Raw genomic sequence first — 17302 nt, forward strand, 5'->3', positions numbered from 1 at the left:
CTTAAATAGATAGAGCGTCCTTTGTGCGTCCTTTCGGACAAACGGCACCCTACCGGCTCAGCACGAACACACCCTGCTGGCCGAACAGGTTCCAGAACGCCCAGGGCATCCGCATGCCCATCTTCTGGCCGGTGCCGTTGATCGCCACGGCCGTTTCGATGCGGGCACCGATCTCTTCGGTCAGCTCGACGAAGTCGCGCATGGTGCAGAAGTGGATGTTCGGGGTCTCGTACCAGGAATAGGAGATGTTCTTCGTGACCGGCATGCGGCCTGTCAGCCCGAGCGACAGCCGGATCGACCAGTGGCCGAAGTTCGGGAAGGAGACGATCGCCCGCTCGCCGATCCGCAAGAGCTCCTGCAGCACGATCTTCGGGTTGCGGGTCGCCTGGATGGTCTGCGACAGGATGACGTAATCGAACGCATCGTCGGGGTAGTAGACGAGGTCGCGGTCGGCATCGCCCTGGATCACCGACAGGCCGCGGGCGACGCATTCGTTGACGCCGGCCTGGCTGAGCTCGATGCCGCGGCCGTCGACCTTGCGACGCTCCTGCAGCAACTGCAGCAGCGCGCCGTCGCCGCAGCCGACGTCGAGGACGCGGCTGCCCGGCGTCACGAGGTCGGCGATCAGCTGCAGGTCGATGCGTGTCTCGGCCTCGGCCGCGACGGTGGCGCTGGTCGGCAGAGGCGGCTGGATCGGGGTCATGCGAGACCTCTCAGACGAGCGGCCGACGAGATGAAGCCATCGATCGCCTCGAAGAAACGCGGCTCTTCCAGAAGGAAGGCGTCGTGGCCGCGGTCGGTGTCGATCTCGACGAAGGAGACGGAAGCCGCCGCCGCGTTCAGCGCGTGCACCACGGCGCGGTTCTCCTCGGTCGGGAACAGCCAGTCGGAGGAGAAGGAGACGAGGCAGAAGCGGGTCGTCGTGTTGCGGAAGGCTTCAGCTAAGCTGCCGCCGAACTCCGCGGCGATGTCGAAATAGTCCATCGACCGCGTCATGTAGAGGTAGGAGTTGGCGTCGTAGCGGTCGACAAAGGTCATGCCCTGGTGGCGCAAATAGCTTTCGATCTGGAAGTCGGCGTCGAAGCCGAAGCCGAGCTGCGTGCGGTCCTGCAGGTTGCGGCCGAACTTGCGCTGCAGCGCGGCCTCCGAGAGATAGGTGACGTGCGCGGCCATCCGCGCGACGGCGAGCCCCTTGTGCGGACGCGTGCCCTCGATGATGTAGCGCCCTTGCCGCCAGTCGGGATCGGCCATCACCGCCTGCCGGCCGACCTCGTGGAAGGCGATGTTCTGCGAGGAATGCCGGGCACCGGTGGCGATCGGCAGCGCGGCGAACACCCGGTGCGGGTAGCTCACCGTCCATTCCAGCACCTGCATGCCGCCCATCGAGCCCCCGACGACGGCGAACAGCGTGTCGATGCCGAGCCGGTCGACCAGCATCGCCTGCGCCCGCACCATGTCGCGAATGGTCAGCACCGGCAGATCGATGCCGTAGGGCTCGCCGCTGGCCGGATCGATCGAGGCCGGTCCGGTCGAGCCCATGCAGCCGCCGATGACGTTGGAGCAGACGACGAAGTAGCGGTCGGTATCGATCGGCCGGCCCGGACCGACCAGCGCGCTCCACCAGCCGGGCTTGCCGGTGACCGGATTGGTGCTCGCGACATACTGGTCGCCGGTCAGCGCGTGGCAGACGAGGATGGCGTTCGAGCGCTCGGCATTCAGCGCGCCGTGCGTCGTATAGGCGATTTGGAACGGCGCGAGGTCGCGGCCCGCATCGAGCCGCAGCGGCTCGTCCGGGCCGAAACGTGCGACGAGGCTGGACGGGTGCCGGGCCTCGCGGCGGGCGGCGTCCTCGGTCTCGTCCCGGGAGATGGTGTCGGTCATATCGGTCGATCTTTGCTCGGTCGGTCGCGACAATCACCATGCGCGCGGCGCGGACGCAAGCATCGGGCGGTGCCGTGCGTGCCACAGGACGGCACGCGGCTTTGCAAGTTCGCGGTTGCGCCGATAGAAGAACCGCCGACAGGATCCAATCCAGAGGTGAGACGATGACGGTCGCCACGGCGTCAGACCCTTCGAGGCTGGCGGAACTCCGCGCCAAGATCGACGCGATCGACGAGTCCGTGCACCGGCTGCTGATGCAGCGGGCGATGGTGATCGACGAGCTGATCCAGGTGAAAGGTACGGCACGCAACGGCGCCGCCTTCCGCCCGGGGCGCGAGGCCGACATGATGCGCCGGCTCGCCGCCCGCCATCAGGGCCATCTGCCGCTGACGGCGATCGAACACCTCTGGCGCGAGATCATCTCGACCTTCACGGCGCTGCAGGCGCCGTTCGACGTCGCGGTTTCGCTGGGCGGCCACCCGGTGGCCGCGGTCGAGGCAGCACGCTTCACTTTCGGCTTCTCGGTGCCGCTTAAGGCGTGCCCGGCCGCCGGCGACGTCGTCGCCTGGATGGAGGAAGGCGGCGACCGGCTCGGCGTTATCCTGCTGCAGGAGGAGGCCGGCGCCTGGTGGGATCGGCTGCGCACGGCGCAGATCGTCGCCCGCCTGCCCTTCTTCGAGGCCGGTCGTCGCGAGGCCGGCGTGCCGGCGCTGGTGCTGGCCCCGCCGCTGGCCGATCCGGTGCCGCCGGAGATCGCCTGCTACGCGGTCCGAGGCCAGTCTGGGGCGGTCGATGCCCTCGTCGCAACGCTCGGCGCCGAGAGGTTGGCCAGCCACCGCGACGGCGATCACGTCTCGACGCTGATGGCAGCGCCCGACAGCGGCACGGCCAGCGCGGCGATGGCCGCGGCGGCAGGTCTCGACATCGCCGCCGTCGGGGGGTATGCGGCACCGCTCGGCATCGACGCCTGAACAGCCGCCCCGCGCGCGCTTCTCACAGAGTTCAAGGACACTGACATGGCACCCGTTTTGCGGCCGGTTCCCAAGCCCGGCATCATGGACATCACGGCCTATGTCCCCGGCAAGAGCGCGGCCCCAGCCGGGGTGAAGCTCCACAAGCTGTCCTCCAACGAGACGCCGATCGGCCCTTCGCCCAAGGCACGGGAAGCGATGCAGGCGAGCCTCGACCATCTCGAGCTCTACCCGGATCCGCAGGCGAAGGCGCTGAAGCAGGCGATCGCCGAGACACACGGGCTGAACCCGGCCAACATCTTCTGCGGCAATGGCTCGGACGAGGTGCTGGGCCTCCTCTGCGCCGGCTACCTCGCGGCGGGCGACGAGGCCATCTACACCGAGCACGGTTTCAGCGTCTACGACGTCTACATCCGCGCCGCCGGCGGCGCCCCGGTGATCGCCCGGGAAACCGATGCGCGCGCCGACGTCGATGCCATCCTCGCCTGCGTCACCGAGCGCACGCGGCTGGTGTTCCTCGCCAATCCGAACAACCCGACCGGCACCTACATCCCCTTCGACGAGGTGCGGCGCCTGCAGGCCGGCCTGCCGCCGCACGTCATCCTGGTGCTCGACGCCGCCTATGCCGAATACGTCCGCAAGAACGACTATGGGGCCGGCATCGAGCTGGTGTCGGAGGTGGAGAACGTCGTGATGACGCGCACCTTCTCGAAGATCCACGGCCTTGCGGCGCTCCGCGTCGGCTGGATGTACGCGCCCACCGCCATCATCGACGCGCTCGACCGAATTCGCGGGCCGTTCAACCTTAACGCCCTAGCCATCGCGGCGGGCGCGGCGGCGATCCGCGACCGCGCCCATGTCGAGAAGGCCGTCGCGCACAATAATGAATGGCTGGACTGGCTGACGGCTGAATTGACCGCGCTCGGCCTTGAGGTCACGCCGAGCGTCGCCAACTTTCTGCTGGTCCATTTCCCCGAGACGCCGGGCTTCGGCGCGGTCGAGGCGGATGCCTTCCTCACCGCACGCGGCTACATCCTGCGCGGCGTCGCCGGCTACGGCTTCCCCAACGCGCTCCGGATGACCATCGGCACCGAGGAAGCCAACCGCGGCGTCGTCGAGACGCTGCGCGAGTTCCTCGGCAAGGCACCGGCATGAGCGAGCCCCTGTTCGAGCGCGTCGCGCTGATCGGCATCGGCCTGATCGGCTCGTCGATCGCCATCAACATTCGCGACAGAGGCCTTGCCCGGCACGTCGCGATCTCGACACGCAGCACCGCAACGCTCGCGCGCGCCGAGGAACTGCATCTCGGCAACAGCTACCACGCGGATTCCGCCGAGGCGGTGCGGGATGCCGACCTCGTCATCCTATCGGTGCCGGTCGGCGCCTCGGGCTCGGTGACACAGGCGATCGCGGCCTCGCTGAAGCCCGGCGCCATCGTTTCCGACGTCGGCTCCGTCAAAGCCTCGGTGGTCGAGCAGATGCAGCCGCACCTGCCGGCGAACGTCCATTTCATTCCCGCCCACCCGATCGCCGGCACCGAGGAATCTGGGCCGGATGCGGGCTTCCTGACGCTCTTCGAAAACCGCTGGACCATCCTGACGCCGGTGCCGGACACCGACGGCGCCGAGGTCGACCGGCTGCGCGCCTTCTGGAGCGCCTGCGGGGCGCGGGTCGAGGTGATGACGCCGGAGCACCATGACCTTGTGCTCGCCATCGTCAGCCACGTGCCGCACCTCATCGCCTACAACATCGTCGGCACCGCCGCCGATCTCGAGACGGTGACGCAGCAGGAAGTGGTGAAGTTCTCCGCCTCCGGCTTTCGCGACTTCACGCGCATCGCCGCCTCCGACCCGACGATGTGGCGCGACATCTTCCTCAACAACCGTGACGCGGTGCTGGAAATGCTCGCCCGCTTCTCGGAGGACCTCGCCTCGCTGCAGCGCGCGATCCGCTGGGGCGACGGCGACGCTTTGTTCGACCTCTTCACCCGCACCCGCGCCATCCGCCGCTCGATCGTCGAGGCCGGCCAGGACACCAACGAGCCGAACTTCGGCCGCCAGCCGATCCGACGGGACGTGTGGAACGAGGACGGCGAGCCCAAGAGGTAAATTTGCCAACGGCCTACCCCAGTTGACCAAGATACGTATCGGTGGTTTCGTCGTGTCGCTTCGCGGTCTTGTGTCAGCACTGATGCCGATCGTCCGGAATGATGGGTACGCATAATGGCAGTGAAAGGTCACTCCATGCCTGAAACCGACAACGATCGCATTATGCTTAAATCGGAAACGATGCGGCTTGTCCACGAAGCGGTCGACGCGGGCGAGTTCGGGTCGACATCAGACGCGCTTGAGGATGCTGTGCGCGTCTGGCAGCGCGGGCGTATCGAGAACATAGAGCGTCTGGACGCAATCCGGGAACGCATCCATCGCTCGCTCGCCGACCCTCGCCCAAATCTGACAAGGGCCGAAGTCGAAGCAGAACTCGAGCGTTTCATAGAAGAACGGGCGCTAAGTTCGCGCCATGTGGCGCGCTAAAGTCGTCTATCGACCTGAAGCGAACGCAGACGTCCAGCGGATACTGACCGTCGTCACGGAACGCAGCGGCAGTGCGATCGTCGCGCGTCGCTTTGTCGACCGTATTTTGGCGCGCTGCGAGAAAATCGGTGATGCGCCGCATGGGGGTCGACCGCGCGATGATCTAGCGCCGGGGCTGCGCACCGTTCCCTTCGAGCGAGTAGCGGTAATTTTCTATTGCCTGACTGACGTCGTCGTCATCTCGAACGTCTTCTACGGCGGCAGGAACTACGAAGCGTTGTACCGGCCAAGCGAAGACGCGTCTTAATCTAGCCGCGGAACCCGTCCGAGCGGGATCATCCCGAGTGCCGCCTTGCCGTCGCGGACGGTGATCTGGATCGTCGTCTTGCCGTTTTCAGTGCGGCCGGCGAAGGCGATGCCGGAGGCGACGGTGGAGGCAAGGCCCGCGAGCTGCGGTGCGGCGGCAGTAACCAGCGAGACGACGCCCTCGACGTCGGCGACCACCACGGTGAAGTCGCCCGAGACGCGCTTCTCCGTATCGACGCTGAACGGGCCGGAGACGGTAGCGCTGCCGGCAGCGCCCGGGAGGACGACCGAGAGGGTGCGGATCGCGCCGGACTTGCCGGCGAGGGCGTCACCGAGCGTCTGGCCCTCGCGCTGACCCGCCAGCCAGTCGGCCGCGCCTTCCACCGTGACGTCGGCCGCAACGTCGAAGGCGGGAACGGCCGCCAGATGTGGGGCCATCAGCCGGATCCCTCTGTCGGTGACGGCGACGTCGAGCGCTCCATCGCGGCGGCGGGCATGCACCTCGACATGGTCGGACTGCACCATCGGCAGGCGGGCGCCGGCCGGCTGGTTGAGCGCAATCTTCGGCGCCTCGAGCACCAGAGCGAAATGGTCGATGCCGGCGGTCCAGAAGCTGGTGCTCGACTGCGCCAGCGCCCAGGTCACCTCGAAGGGCGGCATGCCGCTTGCTGCGATGGTCAGCGGTCCGTCGAGCTCCGCGACGACCTTGTTCGGCTGGTAGATCTGCGCGGCCGTCCGCAAGGCGCCGCCATCGGCGCGAAAATTCTTCTCGGGCGCGTCGATGTCAAGCGCGTCGCAGCGAAGGCCGAGCCGGAAGGGGTAGCCGAAGACGCTCTGCTTCTCGCAGCCGATCCGCACCCCTTGCCCGCCGGCCGTCTCGATCCCGGCGCGGACCGCGCGGTCGAGCTGGTTGGCCAGATAGTACCAGGCGCCGGACAGGGCCGCCGCCAGAAGCACCGCCACGAGCGCGATCCAGACGAAAGGGCGAAACGGCCGGTTTTTCGCCGGCAAGCTTGACGGGGCCATGCTCTATCCTCTCAGTGCCACCCCATCCCGGAAAGAGACGAGGTGATCCGACCGCAATGAACGATCTATGGGTTTTTGGCTACGGCTCGCTGATCTGGCAACCCGGCTTCGCCTTCGAGGAGCGGGTGAAAGCGCGTTTGGCCGGCTATCGCCGCTCGCTCTGCATTCGCTCGACCGTGCACCGCGGAACGCCGGAACGGCCGGGCCTTGTGTTCGGGCTGGACCGCGGCGGCTCTTGCATCGGGATGGCGTTCCGGATCCGTCACGAGGACCGGGAGACGGTGACGGCCTATCTGCGCGAACGCGAACTTGTGACCAACGTCTATACCGAGCGCACGCTGTCGGTGCGCTTGCTCGACGGTCGCCAGATCCAGGCGACGGCTTTCGTGGTCGATCGCGGCCACAGCCAGTATGCGGGCAGCCTGTCGGTCGACCATGCCGCGGAGATCGTCGCGCGCGGGCACGGTCGCTCGGGCGCCAATGTCGACTATGTCCGCTCGTCGCTGCAAGAGATCCAGGCGCTCGGGTTGAAGGACACTTGGCTGGAATCCGTGGTCGCCCGGCTGCCGTCCTGATTCGGGAAAGCTGATCTCAAATGGCCATCGACACCAGGCGACGCTGGCGGCCGCCCGGCTCTGGGGGAAGACGACAGGCCTCGGAGCCTCAGGCCTCTTCTGCGAGCCGCGCGGCGATGAGGTCGGTCATCGGCAGGTCGGTCCGTCCGCGATAGGCCTCGCGAAGTTGTGCGTTCGAGCGGCCCTCAATGGCGCCCTTCAACCCACGCAGCATCTGGTGGCGGTCCAGCCCCGGCGGCAGCGCGGGCATGAACTCGGCCTGCACGGTACCGGCGCGGCGCAGGAAACTGTCGCGCGGCCAGAACACGCCGGAGTTCAGCGCCACCGGCACCAGCGGAACGCCGAGCTGGGAGTAGAGGAAGTGGACGCCCGGCTTGTAATCGGGCTCGGCCCCGGGCGCGGTGCGCGTTCCCTCGGGAAAGATGATGATCTGCCGGCCTTCCGCTACCGCCCGGGTGGCGCCGACTAGGATCGACTGCAGGGCGGCGCCCCGCTTCTCCCGGTCGACCGGGATCATGCCGAGCCGGCGCGAATACCAGCCAAACAGCGGGATCTTCATCAGTTCCTTCTTCAGGATGAAGGTCGGCCGGTCGAGTTCGGGCACCAACGCGAAGACTTCCCAGAAGGCCTGGTGCTTGGCGGCGATCAGCGCCGCGCCGGGCGGAATGTTCTGCCGGCCGGAGAATTCGGCCTTCGTGCCGGTGATCACCTTCAGCAGCCAGAGACTGGTCTTCGCCCAGCTTTTCGTCACCCACCAGATCACGCTCTCACGCCCGAAAAACACCATGGGCGCAAAGAGCACCATGTGGCCGATCAGGTTGAGATAGAAGAAGGCCGTGAAGACGAACGATCGCAGGGCGGTCATCGTGGCAAGGTTTCCGTCTGAGGGGCACAAGCTGCGCCGGGCCGACGCGCGCGTGCACGATGCCGTACCAAGCCCATAGCCGCCATCGATGGCGGCATCAAGACGGGCGCTTGACCGCCGAACCTGCGGAGAACAGCGCCCGCGGCGCCTCGACACCCGCGGCAAGTCGCAGCCGGGTGGCGATGAGCTTGGCGTACTCGACCATCAGGACCTTCATGCCGAGGGCTGTCGGCACGGTCTGGGTCGACCAGAGATCGCCGCGTGCCACCGGATAGGGACGGATCACCGAGACATGGGCAAAGCGCTCGAACTCCAGGAGCGTGCGCGGCATGTGGTAGTCGGAGGTAACCAGGATGAGTTCCTTAAAGCCGAGATTGCGCGCCCAAAGATCGGCCATCTCCGCATTACCGACGGTGTTCAGTGCGTCGTAGTCGAGGTCGACGCAGCAATCGAACCAGCCGCGGTCGGTATCGGTCAGCTTGGAGAGGGTTGCGATACTCGTTCCGGGGTTGACGCCCGAGATGAGCAGCCGCTTGGCGCGGCCTTCCTTCAACAGGTCGATCGCTTGGTCGACGCGCAACGCGCCACCGGTGAGAACGACGATACCATCCGCCGACTGAACGCGCTGCGGCGTGTTCAGCGATGCGACTTCCTGGGTGAAGCGTAGGAACCCGCCGCCGAGATAGCCAAGCCCGAGAAGGCTTGCGGCCGCCACCGTCAGCGCCAGCTTCCGGCGCCTGCTGCCCCGACCGCCCTTCCCTCTATCCAGGCCCTTGCGAGCATCACCCGCCGCCGGCCGACCGGCGTCGTGAGACGCCGCGTGCCGGGAGGAGAAGGGAGCTGAGAACGACGACATCTGGATTAAGCTGGGTTCCGTTTCGGTGGTGTAAAGGGTGGGCGCAAATGGTTAACGATTTGGTTTGACGTCCCGATCGGAAACCGGCGCGCCAGAGATATTCATGCCTCGACCGGCGAAATCATATCGATCGCGGCGAGTTGCCGCTTCACCGTCAATCGCGAGGTGAACGCAGTGAGACCGCCGACTGTTGCAATCAGCACGACGACGCCGGCATAGCCCCTCCAGCCGATGGCGAAGGAGCCAAACAGCGCGCTGATCTGGTCAGCCTCCGGCGTTGCCTGGTTGGACTGAGTCCAGAAGCCCATCAGGACGAAAACCATCAGCGCGACGGATCCGCCGGCCATAGCCCCGACGAGGCCGAGCTTCAGGAAGTGGCCCTGGAATTCCGCGGCGATGAAGCTCGACCGCGCGCCGACGAAATGCAGCACCTCGATGATGTTGCGGCTGCCTGACATTGCGCCGCGGGTGGCGAAGATCACCGTCAGGACGGTCGCGATCATCACCAGAATGAGGATCGCCGCGCCGATCAGCACGGTGGCGTTGGCCATTGAAACGAGGCGTGACACCCAGGCTCGGTGATCGTCGAGGCTGGCCTGCGGCACGGCCGCGACAAGCTTGGCCCGAAGTGCGGCGAAGTCGGGCTGGGCGGATTCGTCGATGGCGACGAGCACGAGCCGCGGCACCGGCAGGTCGTCGAGGTCGAGACCTTCGCCGAGCCAGGGCTCGAGCAGCCGGCCGGTGGCAGCATCGTCCATGATGTTGGCGCTGGCGACGCCCGGCGTTGCCAGCGCGATGCCGCGCACCGTCTCCAGCGCCTTGCGCATGTCGAGCCCATCGTCGGGGCGCACCTGCACGGTGATCTCGCGCGAAATCTGGCTCTCCCAGACCGAAGCGGTGTCCGAGACCAGCGTCACCGCGCCGAGCGTCAGGCTGGCGAGAAAGGTCATGATGCCGATCACCGTCATCAGCGCCCGGCCGGCGACATTGCCGGGCGGCACGATCGGCGTCGGCTTGTCGACCTGCCGACGGGCGAAGCGCCGGATCCGGCCGCGCAGGCTGGCAATGAGGGCCTTGCGGTCAATCATAGATGTCGAGCCTGCCGTCGGACAGGATCAGCCGGCGCGCCTCGACCTGGTCCATCAGGCCGAGATCATGCGTGGCGATGATGACGGCCGTGCCGGTGCGGTTGAGCTCCATGAACAGGCGCAGCAGCCGGCGGGCGAGAGGCGGGTCGACATTGCCTGTCGGCTCGTCCGCGAGGAGGATGTCGGGCTGGTCGATCAGCGCCCGAGCGATCGCCGCGCGCTGCTTCTCGCCGCCCGAGAGCACCACCGGCAACGCGTTCATGCGTTCGCCGAGGCCGACCCATTTGATGAGGTCGATGACATCCTGGCGGTAGCTCGCCTCCTCCTTGCCGCGCACCCGGAGCGGGAGCGCGACGTTCTCGTAGGTGGTCATGTGCTCGAGCAGCCGGAAATCCTGGAAGACGACGCCGATGCGCCGGCGGATCGACGGCAGGTCGGCGCGCGAGAGAGTCGAGGCGTCCTTGCCGAGCACGGTGATCAGCCCGCGCGTCGGCTTCAGCGCCAGGAACAACATGCGCAGCAGGCTGGTCTTGCCGGCGCCCGAAGGGCCTGTCAGGAACTGGAAGGACTGGCGCTTGATCTCGAACGTCAGGTCGCGAAGCACCTCCGGCCCCATGTCGTAGCGCAGCCCTACATTCTCGAAACGTATCACACGATGCCTTTCCCGTGGCCGCAACGGACGCCGCCGGCAGGAACCCCTGCCCGCCGTCCTCGCCGTCGCCGCATGCTACTCTCAAACGCCGACAGTGTGTTCATTTCTGGCCGGCGCCGCGGCCAGGCTCCGGCACCCGCTTCACCCTTCGTTAACCATCATTCCTTACCTCATCCTAAACGGAACGGAGGAATCCGCGATGACGGAGCATCTCAATCGCGGTTCGGCCCGCCCGCGGCCAGCCCTGGTGATCGACGGCGAGGCGGTGCTGATCGCCCGGCATGCACGGGCCAAGCCGGTCGACGGCGAGGCATGGGCCGAAGCGCCCGCCCGCGCCGTCCCGCCCGCTTCCTCCGGCAGGTCCCGGCCGCAGCAGACGCGGCGGCGGACGCCGCCTGCCCCCGACCTTCTGTTCCAGGGCGCACCACGTCAGAGCTTCGCTGCCTCGGCTGAAGGGTCGCGCTCCGTCCTCCCGCGCTCTGTATGGATCGCCGGGGTGGTGACGCTGGCAGCCCTCGTGCCGCTCGCCGCGGTTTCTGTCTATACCGGCTTGGAGCGCGGGGCGCCCGAGGTCGCGGCCCTGTCGCAGCCTTCCAGCCCTTCATGGTCCCCTGCCCCGACCGTCGCAGCCGCAAAACAGGCCGACAAGCCGATCCGGATCCTCTATGCCACGCCGGCCGTGGCACCGACGCGTCTCGCCTTTAGCGGGGATACCCACCCGGCACCGCTTCCCGGCACGCTCGGCGGCGTCTATCCTGTCGCCGCCGGCTCTCATCCGGCCGGCGTCGCGCGGCTCGGATCCGTGCAGAATGTCCGCGACCTCAAGAACGCCGCCCGAAGGACACCTGCCGAATGATCACCGTGCGCGGCCGAGACATCGAGACGCTGTTTTCGCAGGAGGCGATCGCCGCCGAGATCGAGCGCCTGGCCGGCGAGATCGCCCGCGAAGCGCCGGAGGACCTCTTGGTGGTCGCCGTGCTGAAGGGCTCCTTCGTCTTCGCCGCAGACCTCATTCGCGCTTTGCACCGCGCGGGGGTCGCGCCGGAGGTCGAGTTCATCTCGCTGTCGAGCTATGGCGCTGGTACCACCGGCGGGACAGTACGCGTCGTGCGCGATGTCGAGACCGACGTCGCCGGGCGGAGCGTCCTGATGATCGACGACATCCTGGAATCCGGCCGTACCATCAAGTTCGCCCGCGACCTGATGCTCTCGCGCGGGGCGACGGCCGTCGAGGTCGCCGTGCTCCTCGACAAGCGCATGAAGCGCAAAGCCGACATCGAGGCGGACTATACCGGCTTCGACTGTCCCGACCATTTCGTCGTCGGCTATGGCATGGACGTCGCGCACGCCTTTCGCGAACTTCCCTTCGTCGGCCGCGTCGTCGAGGCCTGATGCGCGAAACGACAGGGTCAGGCTGGCGCAAGCCCGCCCTGCCATGCAAGACCTTTAGGCAAGACCGCATTGCGCCGCTTGCCCTTTCCCCACGTGTGGAAGGATAGAGTCATGGCCCGCATCCTGGTGGCCGAAGACGATGCCGGCGTGCGCCTTCTGGTGACCCGCGCCTTGCGGCTGGAAGGCCACAGCGTCGTCGCGGTGGAAGACGGCGAATATGCGCTGGAGCGGCTCGTCGAAGACGACGGCGCCTACGACCTGCTGCTGTCTGACATCCGCATGCCCGCGATGACCGGCATCGAGTTGGCTCACGCGACGCACCGGCAATGGCCCGACCTGACGATCCTCCTGATGACCGGCTATGCCGAGCAGCGCGAGGCCGCCGAGGACCTGATGCGCATCGTCGCCGGCGTCGTCGACAAGCCGTTCACCCTCAGCGAGATCAGAGAGCGGGTGGATGCGGCGCTCGGACCGCGAAGCGCGGCAGCGGAGATGGGCGAGGACGTGCCGCTGCGACGGTACGGGTAATGGACCCTACCAGTCCTCGCTTCGCAGTCCCTCGACCCGCGAGAACTCGCCCAAATTGCCGGTCACGACGACCAGCCCGCGGCTGCGAGCATGGCCGGCGATGAGAAGATCGTAGGCACCGATCTGAAGACCCTGTCGCTGAAGCGACATCCTGATCTCGGCAGCATGCGTCGCGGCATCCTCGTCGAAAGCGAGGACGGCCATACGCCCGGCCAGCCTGTTCACGTCGCGGCGGCTCTCAGCTGGCCGCGCAGATTTCTCGGCGCCGAACAACAGCTCGGTCCGGACGACCGTCGAGATGCACAGTGCATCAGCCTCTTCGTTGAACTTTTCGCGCAGGTACGGCGGACGATCACGCAGAACCCGAATACAAAGATTGGTATCCAGCAGATACCGCAGGCTCACAGCGCGTCTCGCTCTTGCACCGGCGGGTCCTCCGGCTCCTCGATTATGGTGCCTGGCTCGAGGAAGAAATCGTCCCAGGCGGCATCGGCGGGCGTGATGATCCGGCGAGGGCCATCGCGGATAATGACCACCTCCGTCACAGTGTCGGGAAAGGCAACGTCCTTGGCGAGCCTGACGGCCTGCGTCTTGTTCGACTTGAACAGGCTCGTCCGGGTCATAGAATGCTCCCTTAAAACAGGACACATATACAAGCGGTATATATCCTCAGCGACTGCTTCCTACAAGCTTCGCGCCTTCACCGCCTGGACCATGCCAATGGCGTCCGGGCTCGCCCATTCAGCGGGTCCGGTGATGACGCCGCGGGCGCATCCCTTGGCATCGACGATCAGGCTGACCGGCAGGCCGATGGTGACGCCCTGGGCCTTCAGGTCGTTGAACACGGCCATCGTGTCGTCGCGGTAGAACGGCAGCGCCTGGATGCCGGTGTCGGCGTAGAAGGCCTTCGGCGTATCCACGGAGCCGAGATCGACATTGATCGGGACGACCGCGAAGTCATCGCCGCCCTGGCTTTTTTCCAGCGCGTCGAGCGCCGGCATCTCGGCCCGGCAAGGCACGCACCAGGTGGCCCAGAGGTTGACCAGCAGCGTCTTCCCGGAGAACTCAGCGAGCGTTACCGGCGTGTCGTCGCCCTTGCGGAAGGCGAGCGTCGAGGCGTCGAACGGCGTATCCAGCGGCGTCACGGCCGCGACCTCCCCCTTGGCGGTATCGTTGAGCGCCTGTCGGAAGCCCTCGCTCGCCGGGCAGTTGCCGGCGAGCGTTTGATTGCCAGAGCCCGCCTCCATCACGTATATGCCGACGGCGCCCGCGAGGACGCCGGCGACGAGGGCCAGGACGCCGACAAGGGCGAAGCGGCGGCGTGGCGTTGCGTTCTGTTGAGACATGGCTGACCTTTTCCAAGCGTATTCGAAAGAACCGAGATGACCGAGAAGACGGCGGGCAACGAGATGTGGGGCGGCCGCTTCGCCTCGGGCCCCGACGCCATCATGCAGGAGATCAACGCGTCGATCGATTTCGACAAGCGTCTCTTCCAGGAAGACATCGCGGGTTCCAAGGCCCACGCGGCCATGCTCGCCGAACAAGGCATCATCACGTCCGAGGACGCCGCGGAGATAGCACGCGGTCTCGACATGATCCGACAGGAGATCGAAAGCGGCGCCTTCACGTTTTCGCGGGAACGCGAGGACATCCACATGAACGTCGAGGCGCGCCTCGCCGAAATCATCGGCCCGGCGGCCGGCCGGCTGCACACCGCCCGCTCGCGCAACGACCAGGTCGCCGTCGATTTTCGCCTTTATGTCAAACGCGCCTGCCAGGCGGCGGAGGCCGCCTTCACCGGCCTGATCGAGGCGCTGCTCGACCGGGCCGAGGAGCATGCCGAGACGGTGATGCCGGGGTTTACCCACCTGCAGGTCGCCCAGCCCGTGACCTTCGGTCACCATTGCCTCGCCTATGTCGAGATGGCCGCGCGCGACCGTTCGCGCTGCACCGACGCGATCGAGAGGATGGACTGGTCACCGCTCGGCGCGGCCGCCCTCGCCGGCACCGGCTTTCCCATCGACCGCCACAAGACGGCTTCGGCGCTCGGCTTCTGCGGCCCGACCCGCAACTCGATCGATTCGGTGTCGGACCGCGACTTCGCGCTGGAATTCCTGTCGATGGCCGCGATCGCCGCCGTGCACCTCTCGCGCTTTGCCGAGGAACTGGTGATCTGGTCGACGCCGCAGTTCAACTTCATCCGGCTGTCCGATGCCTTCTCCACCGGCTCCTCGATCATGCCCCAGAAGCGCAATCCGGATGCGGCCGAACTGGTCCGCGCCAAGACCGGGCGCATCAACGGCGCGCTGGTCTCGCTGCTGACGGTGATGAAGGGCCTGCCGCTCGCCTATTCCAAGGACATGCAGGAAGACAAGGAACAGGTGTTCGACGCGATCGACAGCCTGGCCCTCGCCCTTGCCGCGGCCACCGGCATGGTCCGCGATCTCGTCGTCAATGTCGAGGCGATGCGCAAGGCCGCCGGCCATGGCTTCTCGACCGCGACCGACCTTGCCGACTGGCTGGTGCGCGAGATCGGCTTGCCCTTCCGCGAGGCGCACCATGTGACCGGTCGCGCCGTGGCGCTGGCCGAAGGCCGCGGCACCGGGCTGGAGGATCTCACCGTCGAGGATCTGCAGACGCTGGAGCCGAGGATCACCGATGCCGTCTTCGCCGTGCTGGGCGTCGACGCCTCGGTGCGCAGCCGGACAAGCTTTGGCGGAACCGCGCCCGACAACGTTCGCCGCGAGATCGCCGAATGGCGCCAACGCCTTGCCGCCGCGCGGGGGTGATTTCTCCGGCGGGAGAAGCTATCAAGGGCGCGGGGAAGCGCTGGGGATGAATGCGACGATGAAGACCTTCAGGCTTTCGATGGTAATTTTGGCAGCGGGTCTCGCCTTGACCGGCTGCGGGCGCAAGAACCTGCCAGTGGCTCCAAGGCCCGTCACCGCGCCGATCACCTCAGGCGGCAGCGCCGGCACCAGCACCAGCCTAGCGCCAGTCCCGACAGGCTCGAGCGAGGCCGCGACCTTCCAGCGGGCGCAGCGCCTCGGCGCCAATGACAGCAACCTCAACGTCTCGCCGGCGGAAGTCAGCCGCAATACCAAGGCCGAGAAACAGAGTTTTCCGCTGGATTTCCTGCTGAACTGACCCCCCCCGACGCGATCGACGTCCGCACGGCCTGCCCTAACGGGCGCGCCCGGCGTTCCGGATGCCCTGACGATGAACCATTTCGAGTACCGCGACGGCACGCTCCACGCCGAGGACGTCGGCATCGCCGAGATCGCCAATGTGGTCGGCACGCCGTTCTACTGCTATTCCACCGCGACGCTGACCCGGCACTACCGCGTCTTCGCCGAGGCCTTTGCCGATATCGACGCCCTCGTCTGCTACGCCATGAAGGCGAATTCGAACCAGGCGGTTCTGACGACCCTCGCCCGTCTCGGCGCCGGCGCCGACGTCGTCTCCGGCGGCGAACTGCAGAGGGCGCTCGCCGCGGGCATCGCGCCGGAGAAGATCATGTTCTCCGGCGTCGGCAAGACGGCGGACGAGATCGACCAGGCGCTCAGCGCCGGCATCTTCTGCTTCAACATCGAGTCCGAGCCGGAACTGGAAATGGTCTCAGCCCGCGCCAAGGCGCTGGGCAAGACCGCGCATGTCTCGTTCCGGATCAACCCCGACGTCGACGCCAAGACCCACCACAAGATCTCCACCGGCAAGAAGTCCGACAAGTTCGGCATCGCCTTTGACCGGGCGCTGCCGGTCTATGCCCGGGCGCGCGACCTGCCGGGCATCGCGGTGTCCGGCATCGACATGCACATCGGCAGTCAGATCACCGATCTCGAGCCGTTTGACCTCGCCTTCAGCAAGCTCGCCGTTCTCGTCGGCGAGCTTCGGGCCGCCGGCCATACGATCAGCCATGTCGACGTCGGCGGCGGTCTGGGCGTGCCTTACCGCCACGACAACACGCCGCCGCCGCTGCCGGTCGAATACGCCGAAACGGTCAAGCGGCACGTGCGAGGTCTCGGTTGCAAGGTGGTGTTCGAGCCCGGCCGACTGATCGTCGCCAATGCCGGCATCCTCGTCTCCAAGGTGCTCTACGTGAAGGACACCGGCGACAAGGTCTTCGTCATCGTCGACGCCGCGATGAACGATTTGATCCGGCCGACCCTTTACGAGGCCTGGCACGACATCCGGCCGGTGACCGAAAGCCTCGGCGCCCCGCACATCACCGCCGACATCGTCGGCCCGGTCTGCGAGAGCGGGGACTTCATGGCGCACGACCGCTCGATCCCGGCGGTTGCGGCCGGCGATCTCATCGCCATCGCCTCGGCCGGCGCCTACGGGGCCGTGCAGTCCGGCACATACAACACGCGGGCGCTGGTGCCCGAGGTGCTGGTGAACGGGGACGCCTTCTTCACGGTCAGGCCCCGCCAGACGGTCGAGCAGCTGATCGCCCTCGACCGCTTGCCGCCCTGGCTGGAAGACTGACGCCTGTCGGTCAGCCGCGGCGGGATGCTCGGTCCGTCCGAAACCGCTGCGGGGACTGACGGGACGTTCACAGATCGGTCACCGCCTCGCCTTCGCCGCAAAAAATGCTAGGCTGGCCGCTGGACTGCACCAGACGAGAT

Annotated in this window: 22 protein-coding genes; 12 read left to right on the forward strand and 10 right to left on the reverse strand. The window is 66.9% G+C overall.

Translation table 11 applies throughout. The annotated features are described in order from the left end of the window. Positions 1–49: 49 nt before the first annotated feature. Together metW and metX are read right to left on the reverse strand one after the other, a co-directional pair. Positions 50–703 (reverse strand): methionine biosynthesis protein MetW, encoded by a 654-nt coding sequence (gene metW / locus ACZLZY_RS20090; RefSeq protein WP_472935824.1) that lies wholly within the window; start codon positions 701–703, stop codon positions 50–52. Continuing rightward, positions 700–1881: a homoserine O-acetyltransferase MetX gene (gene metX / locus ACZLZY_RS20095; protein WP_472935825.1), complete on the reverse strand. Its 1182-nt coding sequence runs from the start codon at positions 1879–1881 to the stop codon at positions 700–702. Before metX ends, metW begins: the two co-directional genes overlap by 4 nt. Before the next feature lie 164 nt (positions 1882–2045). Between metX and pheA the strand changes: the two genes are divergently transcribed. The 5 genes from pheA to ACZLZY_RS20120 all read left to right on the forward strand — a co-directional run bounded on the left by pheA (position 2046) and on the right by ACZLZY_RS20120 (position 5693). Beyond that, positions 2046–2852, forward strand: a complete 807-nt coding sequence (gene pheA, locus ACZLZY_RS20100; protein ID WP_472935826.1) for a chorismate mutase — start codon at positions 2046–2048, stop codon at positions 2850–2852. Positions 2853–2897: 45 nt separating this feature from the next. Continuing rightward, positions 2898–4007, forward strand: coding sequence for a histidinol-phosphate transaminase (hisC, locus tag ACZLZY_RS20105; protein WP_472935827.1), 1110 nt, complete (start codon positions 2898–2900; stop codon positions 4005–4007). After that, entirely contained in the window at positions 4004–4960 is a 957-nt protein-coding gene (locus ACZLZY_RS20110; RefSeq protein WP_472935828.1) for a prephenate/arogenate dehydrogenase family protein, read from the forward strand. The genes hisC and ACZLZY_RS20110 overlap by 4 nt, the downstream gene beginning before the upstream one ends. A gap of 135 nt (positions 4961–5095) precedes the next feature. Next, positions 5096–5386 (forward strand): ribbon-helix-helix domain-containing protein, encoded by a 291-nt coding sequence (locus ACZLZY_RS20115; protein ID WP_472935829.1) that lies wholly within the window; start codon positions 5096–5098, stop codon positions 5384–5386. Continuing rightward, positions 5373–5693, forward strand: coding sequence for a type II toxin-antitoxin system RelE/ParE family toxin (locus ACZLZY_RS20120; RefSeq protein WP_472935830.1), 321 nt, complete (start codon positions 5373–5375; stop codon positions 5691–5693). Before ACZLZY_RS20115 ends, ACZLZY_RS20120 begins: the two co-directional genes overlap by 14 nt. On the opposite strand, the gene ACZLZY_RS20125 is transcribed toward ACZLZY_RS20120, so the two are convergent. Further along, positions 5690–6718, reverse strand: a complete 1029-nt coding sequence (locus ACZLZY_RS20125; RefSeq protein ID WP_472935831.1) for a DUF2125 domain-containing protein — start codon at positions 6716–6718, stop codon at positions 5690–5692. The two genes, ACZLZY_RS20120 and ACZLZY_RS20125, sit on opposite strands and share 4 nt — an antisense overlap. A gap of 56 nt (positions 6719–6774) precedes the next feature. Here ACZLZY_RS20125 and ACZLZY_RS20130 point away from each other — a divergent pair, with 56 nt between their 5' ends. After that, entirely contained in the window at positions 6775–7293 is a 519-nt protein-coding gene (locus tag ACZLZY_RS20130) for a gamma-glutamylcyclotransferase (protein WP_472935832.1), read from the forward strand. 88 nt (positions 7294–7381) lie between these two features. On the opposite strand, the gene ACZLZY_RS20135 is transcribed toward ACZLZY_RS20130, so the two are convergent. The 4 genes from ACZLZY_RS20135 to ftsE form a co-directional block, all read right to left on the reverse strand. Beyond that, positions 7382–8158, reverse strand: a complete 777-nt coding sequence (locus ACZLZY_RS20135) for a lysophospholipid acyltransferase family protein (protein ID WP_472935833.1) — start codon at positions 8156–8158, stop codon at positions 7382–7384. 97 nt (positions 8159–8255) lie between these two features. Beyond that, entirely contained in the window at positions 8256–8873 is a 618-nt protein-coding gene (locus tag ACZLZY_RS20140) for a YdcF family protein (protein WP_472935834.1), read from the reverse strand. A gap of 242 nt (positions 8874–9115) precedes the next feature. After that, positions 9116–10102, reverse strand: coding sequence for a cell division protein FtsX (locus ACZLZY_RS20145; RefSeq protein WP_472935835.1), 987 nt, complete (start codon positions 10100–10102; stop codon positions 9116–9118). Beyond that, positions 10095–10754 (reverse strand): cell division ATP-binding protein FtsE, encoded by a 660-nt coding sequence (gene ftsE, locus ACZLZY_RS20150; RefSeq protein WP_472935836.1) that lies wholly within the window; start codon positions 10752–10754, stop codon positions 10095–10097. The genes ACZLZY_RS20145 and ftsE overlap by 8 nt, the downstream gene beginning before the upstream one ends. A 199-nt stretch (positions 10755–10953) precedes the next feature. Here ftsE and ACZLZY_RS20155 point away from each other — a divergent pair, with 199 nt between their 5' ends. The 3 genes from ACZLZY_RS20155 (at position 10954) to ACZLZY_RS20165 (ending at position 12674) form a co-directional block, all read left to right on the forward strand. Beyond that, entirely contained in the window at positions 10954–11610 is a 657-nt protein-coding gene (locus ACZLZY_RS20155) for a hypothetical protein (protein WP_472935837.1), read from the forward strand. After that, positions 11607–12146, forward strand: coding sequence for a hypoxanthine phosphoribosyltransferase (gene hpt / locus ACZLZY_RS20160; protein ID WP_472935838.1), 540 nt, complete (start codon positions 11607–11609; stop codon positions 12144–12146). Before ACZLZY_RS20155 ends, hpt begins: the two co-directional genes overlap by 4 nt. Positions 12147–12257: 111 nt before the next feature. Continuing rightward, entirely contained in the window at positions 12258–12674 is a 417-nt protein-coding gene (locus tag ACZLZY_RS20165; protein ID WP_472935839.1) for a response regulator, read from the forward strand. A gap of 6 nt (positions 12675–12680) precedes the next feature. Here the strand turns inward: ACZLZY_RS20165 and ACZLZY_RS20170 are convergent, their stop codons facing one another. Genes ACZLZY_RS20170 through tlpA form a run of 3 tightly spaced genes read right to left on the reverse strand, consistent with a single transcriptional unit; the run spans position 12681 to position 14020 of the window. Then, on the reverse strand, positions 12681–13079 hold the full coding sequence (locus ACZLZY_RS20170) for a type II toxin-antitoxin system VapC family toxin (RefSeq protein ID WP_472935840.1): 399 nt from the start codon (positions 13077–13079) through the stop codon (positions 12681–12683). Beyond that, positions 13076–13297, reverse strand: coding sequence for a type II toxin-antitoxin system VapB family antitoxin (gene vapB, locus ACZLZY_RS20175; RefSeq protein ID WP_472935841.1), 222 nt, complete (start codon positions 13295–13297; stop codon positions 13076–13078). Before vapB ends, ACZLZY_RS20170 begins: the two co-directional genes overlap by 4 nt. 60 nt (positions 13298–13357) lie before the next feature. Beyond that, positions 13358–14020 (reverse strand): thiol:disulfide interchange protein TlpA, encoded by a 663-nt coding sequence (gene tlpA / locus ACZLZY_RS20180; RefSeq protein ID WP_472935842.1) that lies wholly within the window; start codon positions 14018–14020, stop codon positions 13358–13360. Between the two features lie 36 nt (positions 14021–14056). Between tlpA and argH the strand changes: the two genes are divergently transcribed. From argH to lysA, 3 genes are all read left to right on the forward strand, one after another. Then, on the forward strand, positions 14057–15463 hold the full coding sequence (gene argH, locus ACZLZY_RS20185) for an argininosuccinate lyase (RefSeq protein ID WP_472935843.1): 1407 nt from the start codon (positions 14057–14059) through the stop codon (positions 15461–15463). Between the two features lie 58 nt (positions 15464–15521). Further along, on the forward strand, positions 15522–15821 hold the full coding sequence (locus ACZLZY_RS20190) for a hypothetical protein (protein ID WP_472935844.1): 300 nt from the start codon (positions 15522–15524) through the stop codon (positions 15819–15821). 72 nt (positions 15822–15893) lie between these two features. Further along, on the forward strand, positions 15894–17162 hold the full coding sequence (lysA, locus tag ACZLZY_RS20195) for a diaminopimelate decarboxylase (RefSeq protein ID WP_472935845.1): 1269 nt from the start codon (positions 15894–15896) through the stop codon (positions 17160–17162). The last annotated feature ends 140 nt before the right edge of the window (positions 17163–17302 follow it).

This window comes from Mesocryomonas lacus (assembly GCF_055730135.2).

What these genes read in the sequence shown, in the direction of transcription:
- metW (WP_472935824.1), bottom strand. Translation starts at nt 703, where the DNA reads ATGACCCCGATCCAGCCGCCTCTGCCGACCAGCGCCACCGTCGCGGCC.
- metX (WP_472935825.1), bottom strand. Translation starts at nt 1,881, where the DNA reads ATGACCGACACCATCTCCCGGGACGAGACCGAGGACGCCGCCCGCCGC.
- pheA (WP_472935826.1), top strand. Translation starts at nt 2,046, where the DNA reads ATGACGGTCGCCACGGCGTCAGACCCTTCGAGGCTGGCGGAACTCCGC.
- hisC (WP_472935827.1), top strand. Translation starts at nt 2,898, where the DNA reads ATGGCACCCGTTTTGCGGCCGGTTCCCAAGCCCGGCATCATGGACATC.
- ACZLZY_RS20110 (WP_472935828.1), top strand. Translation starts at nt 4,004, where the DNA reads ATGAGCGAGCCCCTGTTCGAGCGCGTCGCGCTGATCGGCATCGGCCTG.
- ACZLZY_RS20115 (WP_472935829.1), top strand. Translation starts at nt 5,096, where the DNA reads ATGCCTGAAACCGACAACGATCGCATTATGCTTAAATCGGAAACGATG.
- ACZLZY_RS20120 (WP_472935830.1), top strand. Translation starts at nt 5,373, where the DNA reads ATGTGGCGCGCTAAAGTCGTCTATCGACCTGAAGCGAACGCAGACGTC.
- ACZLZY_RS20125 (WP_472935831.1), bottom strand. Translation starts at nt 6,718, where the DNA reads ATGGCCCCGTCAAGCTTGCCGGCGAAAAACCGGCCGTTTCGCCCTTTC.
- ACZLZY_RS20130 (WP_472935832.1), top strand. Translation starts at nt 6,775, where the DNA reads ATGAACGATCTATGGGTTTTTGGCTACGGCTCGCTGATCTGGCAACCC.
- ACZLZY_RS20135 (WP_472935833.1), bottom strand. Translation starts at nt 8,158, where the DNA reads ATGACCGCCCTGCGATCGTTCGTCTTCACGGCCTTCTTCTATCTCAAC.
- ACZLZY_RS20145 (WP_472935835.1), bottom strand. Translation starts at nt 10,102, where the DNA reads ATGATTGACCGCAAGGCCCTCATTGCCAGCCTGCGCGGCCGGATCCGG.
- ACZLZY_RS20155 (WP_472935837.1), top strand. Translation starts at nt 10,954, where the DNA reads ATGACGGAGCATCTCAATCGCGGTTCGGCCCGCCCGCGGCCAGCCCTG.
- hpt (WP_472935838.1), top strand. Translation starts at nt 11,607, where the DNA reads ATGATCACCGTGCGCGGCCGAGACATCGAGACGCTGTTTTCGCAGGAG.
- ACZLZY_RS20165 (WP_472935839.1), top strand. Translation starts at nt 12,258, where the DNA reads ATGGCCCGCATCCTGGTGGCCGAAGACGATGCCGGCGTGCGCCTTCTG.
- vapB (WP_472935841.1), bottom strand. Translation starts at nt 13,297, where the DNA reads ATGACCCGGACGAGCCTGTTCAAGTCGAACAAGACGCAGGCCGTCAGG.
- tlpA (WP_472935842.1), bottom strand. Translation starts at nt 14,020, where the DNA reads ATGTCTCAACAGAACGCAACGCCACGCCGCCGCTTCGCCCTTGTCGGC.
- argH (WP_472935843.1), top strand. Translation starts at nt 14,057, where the DNA reads ATGACCGAGAAGACGGCGGGCAACGAGATGTGGGGCGGCCGCTTCGCC.
- ACZLZY_RS20190 (WP_472935844.1), top strand. Translation starts at nt 15,522, where the DNA reads ATGAAGACCTTCAGGCTTTCGATGGTAATTTTGGCAGCGGGTCTCGCC.
- lysA (WP_472935845.1), top strand. Translation starts at nt 15,894, where the DNA reads ATGAACCATTTCGAGTACCGCGACGGCACGCTCCACGCCGAGGACGTC.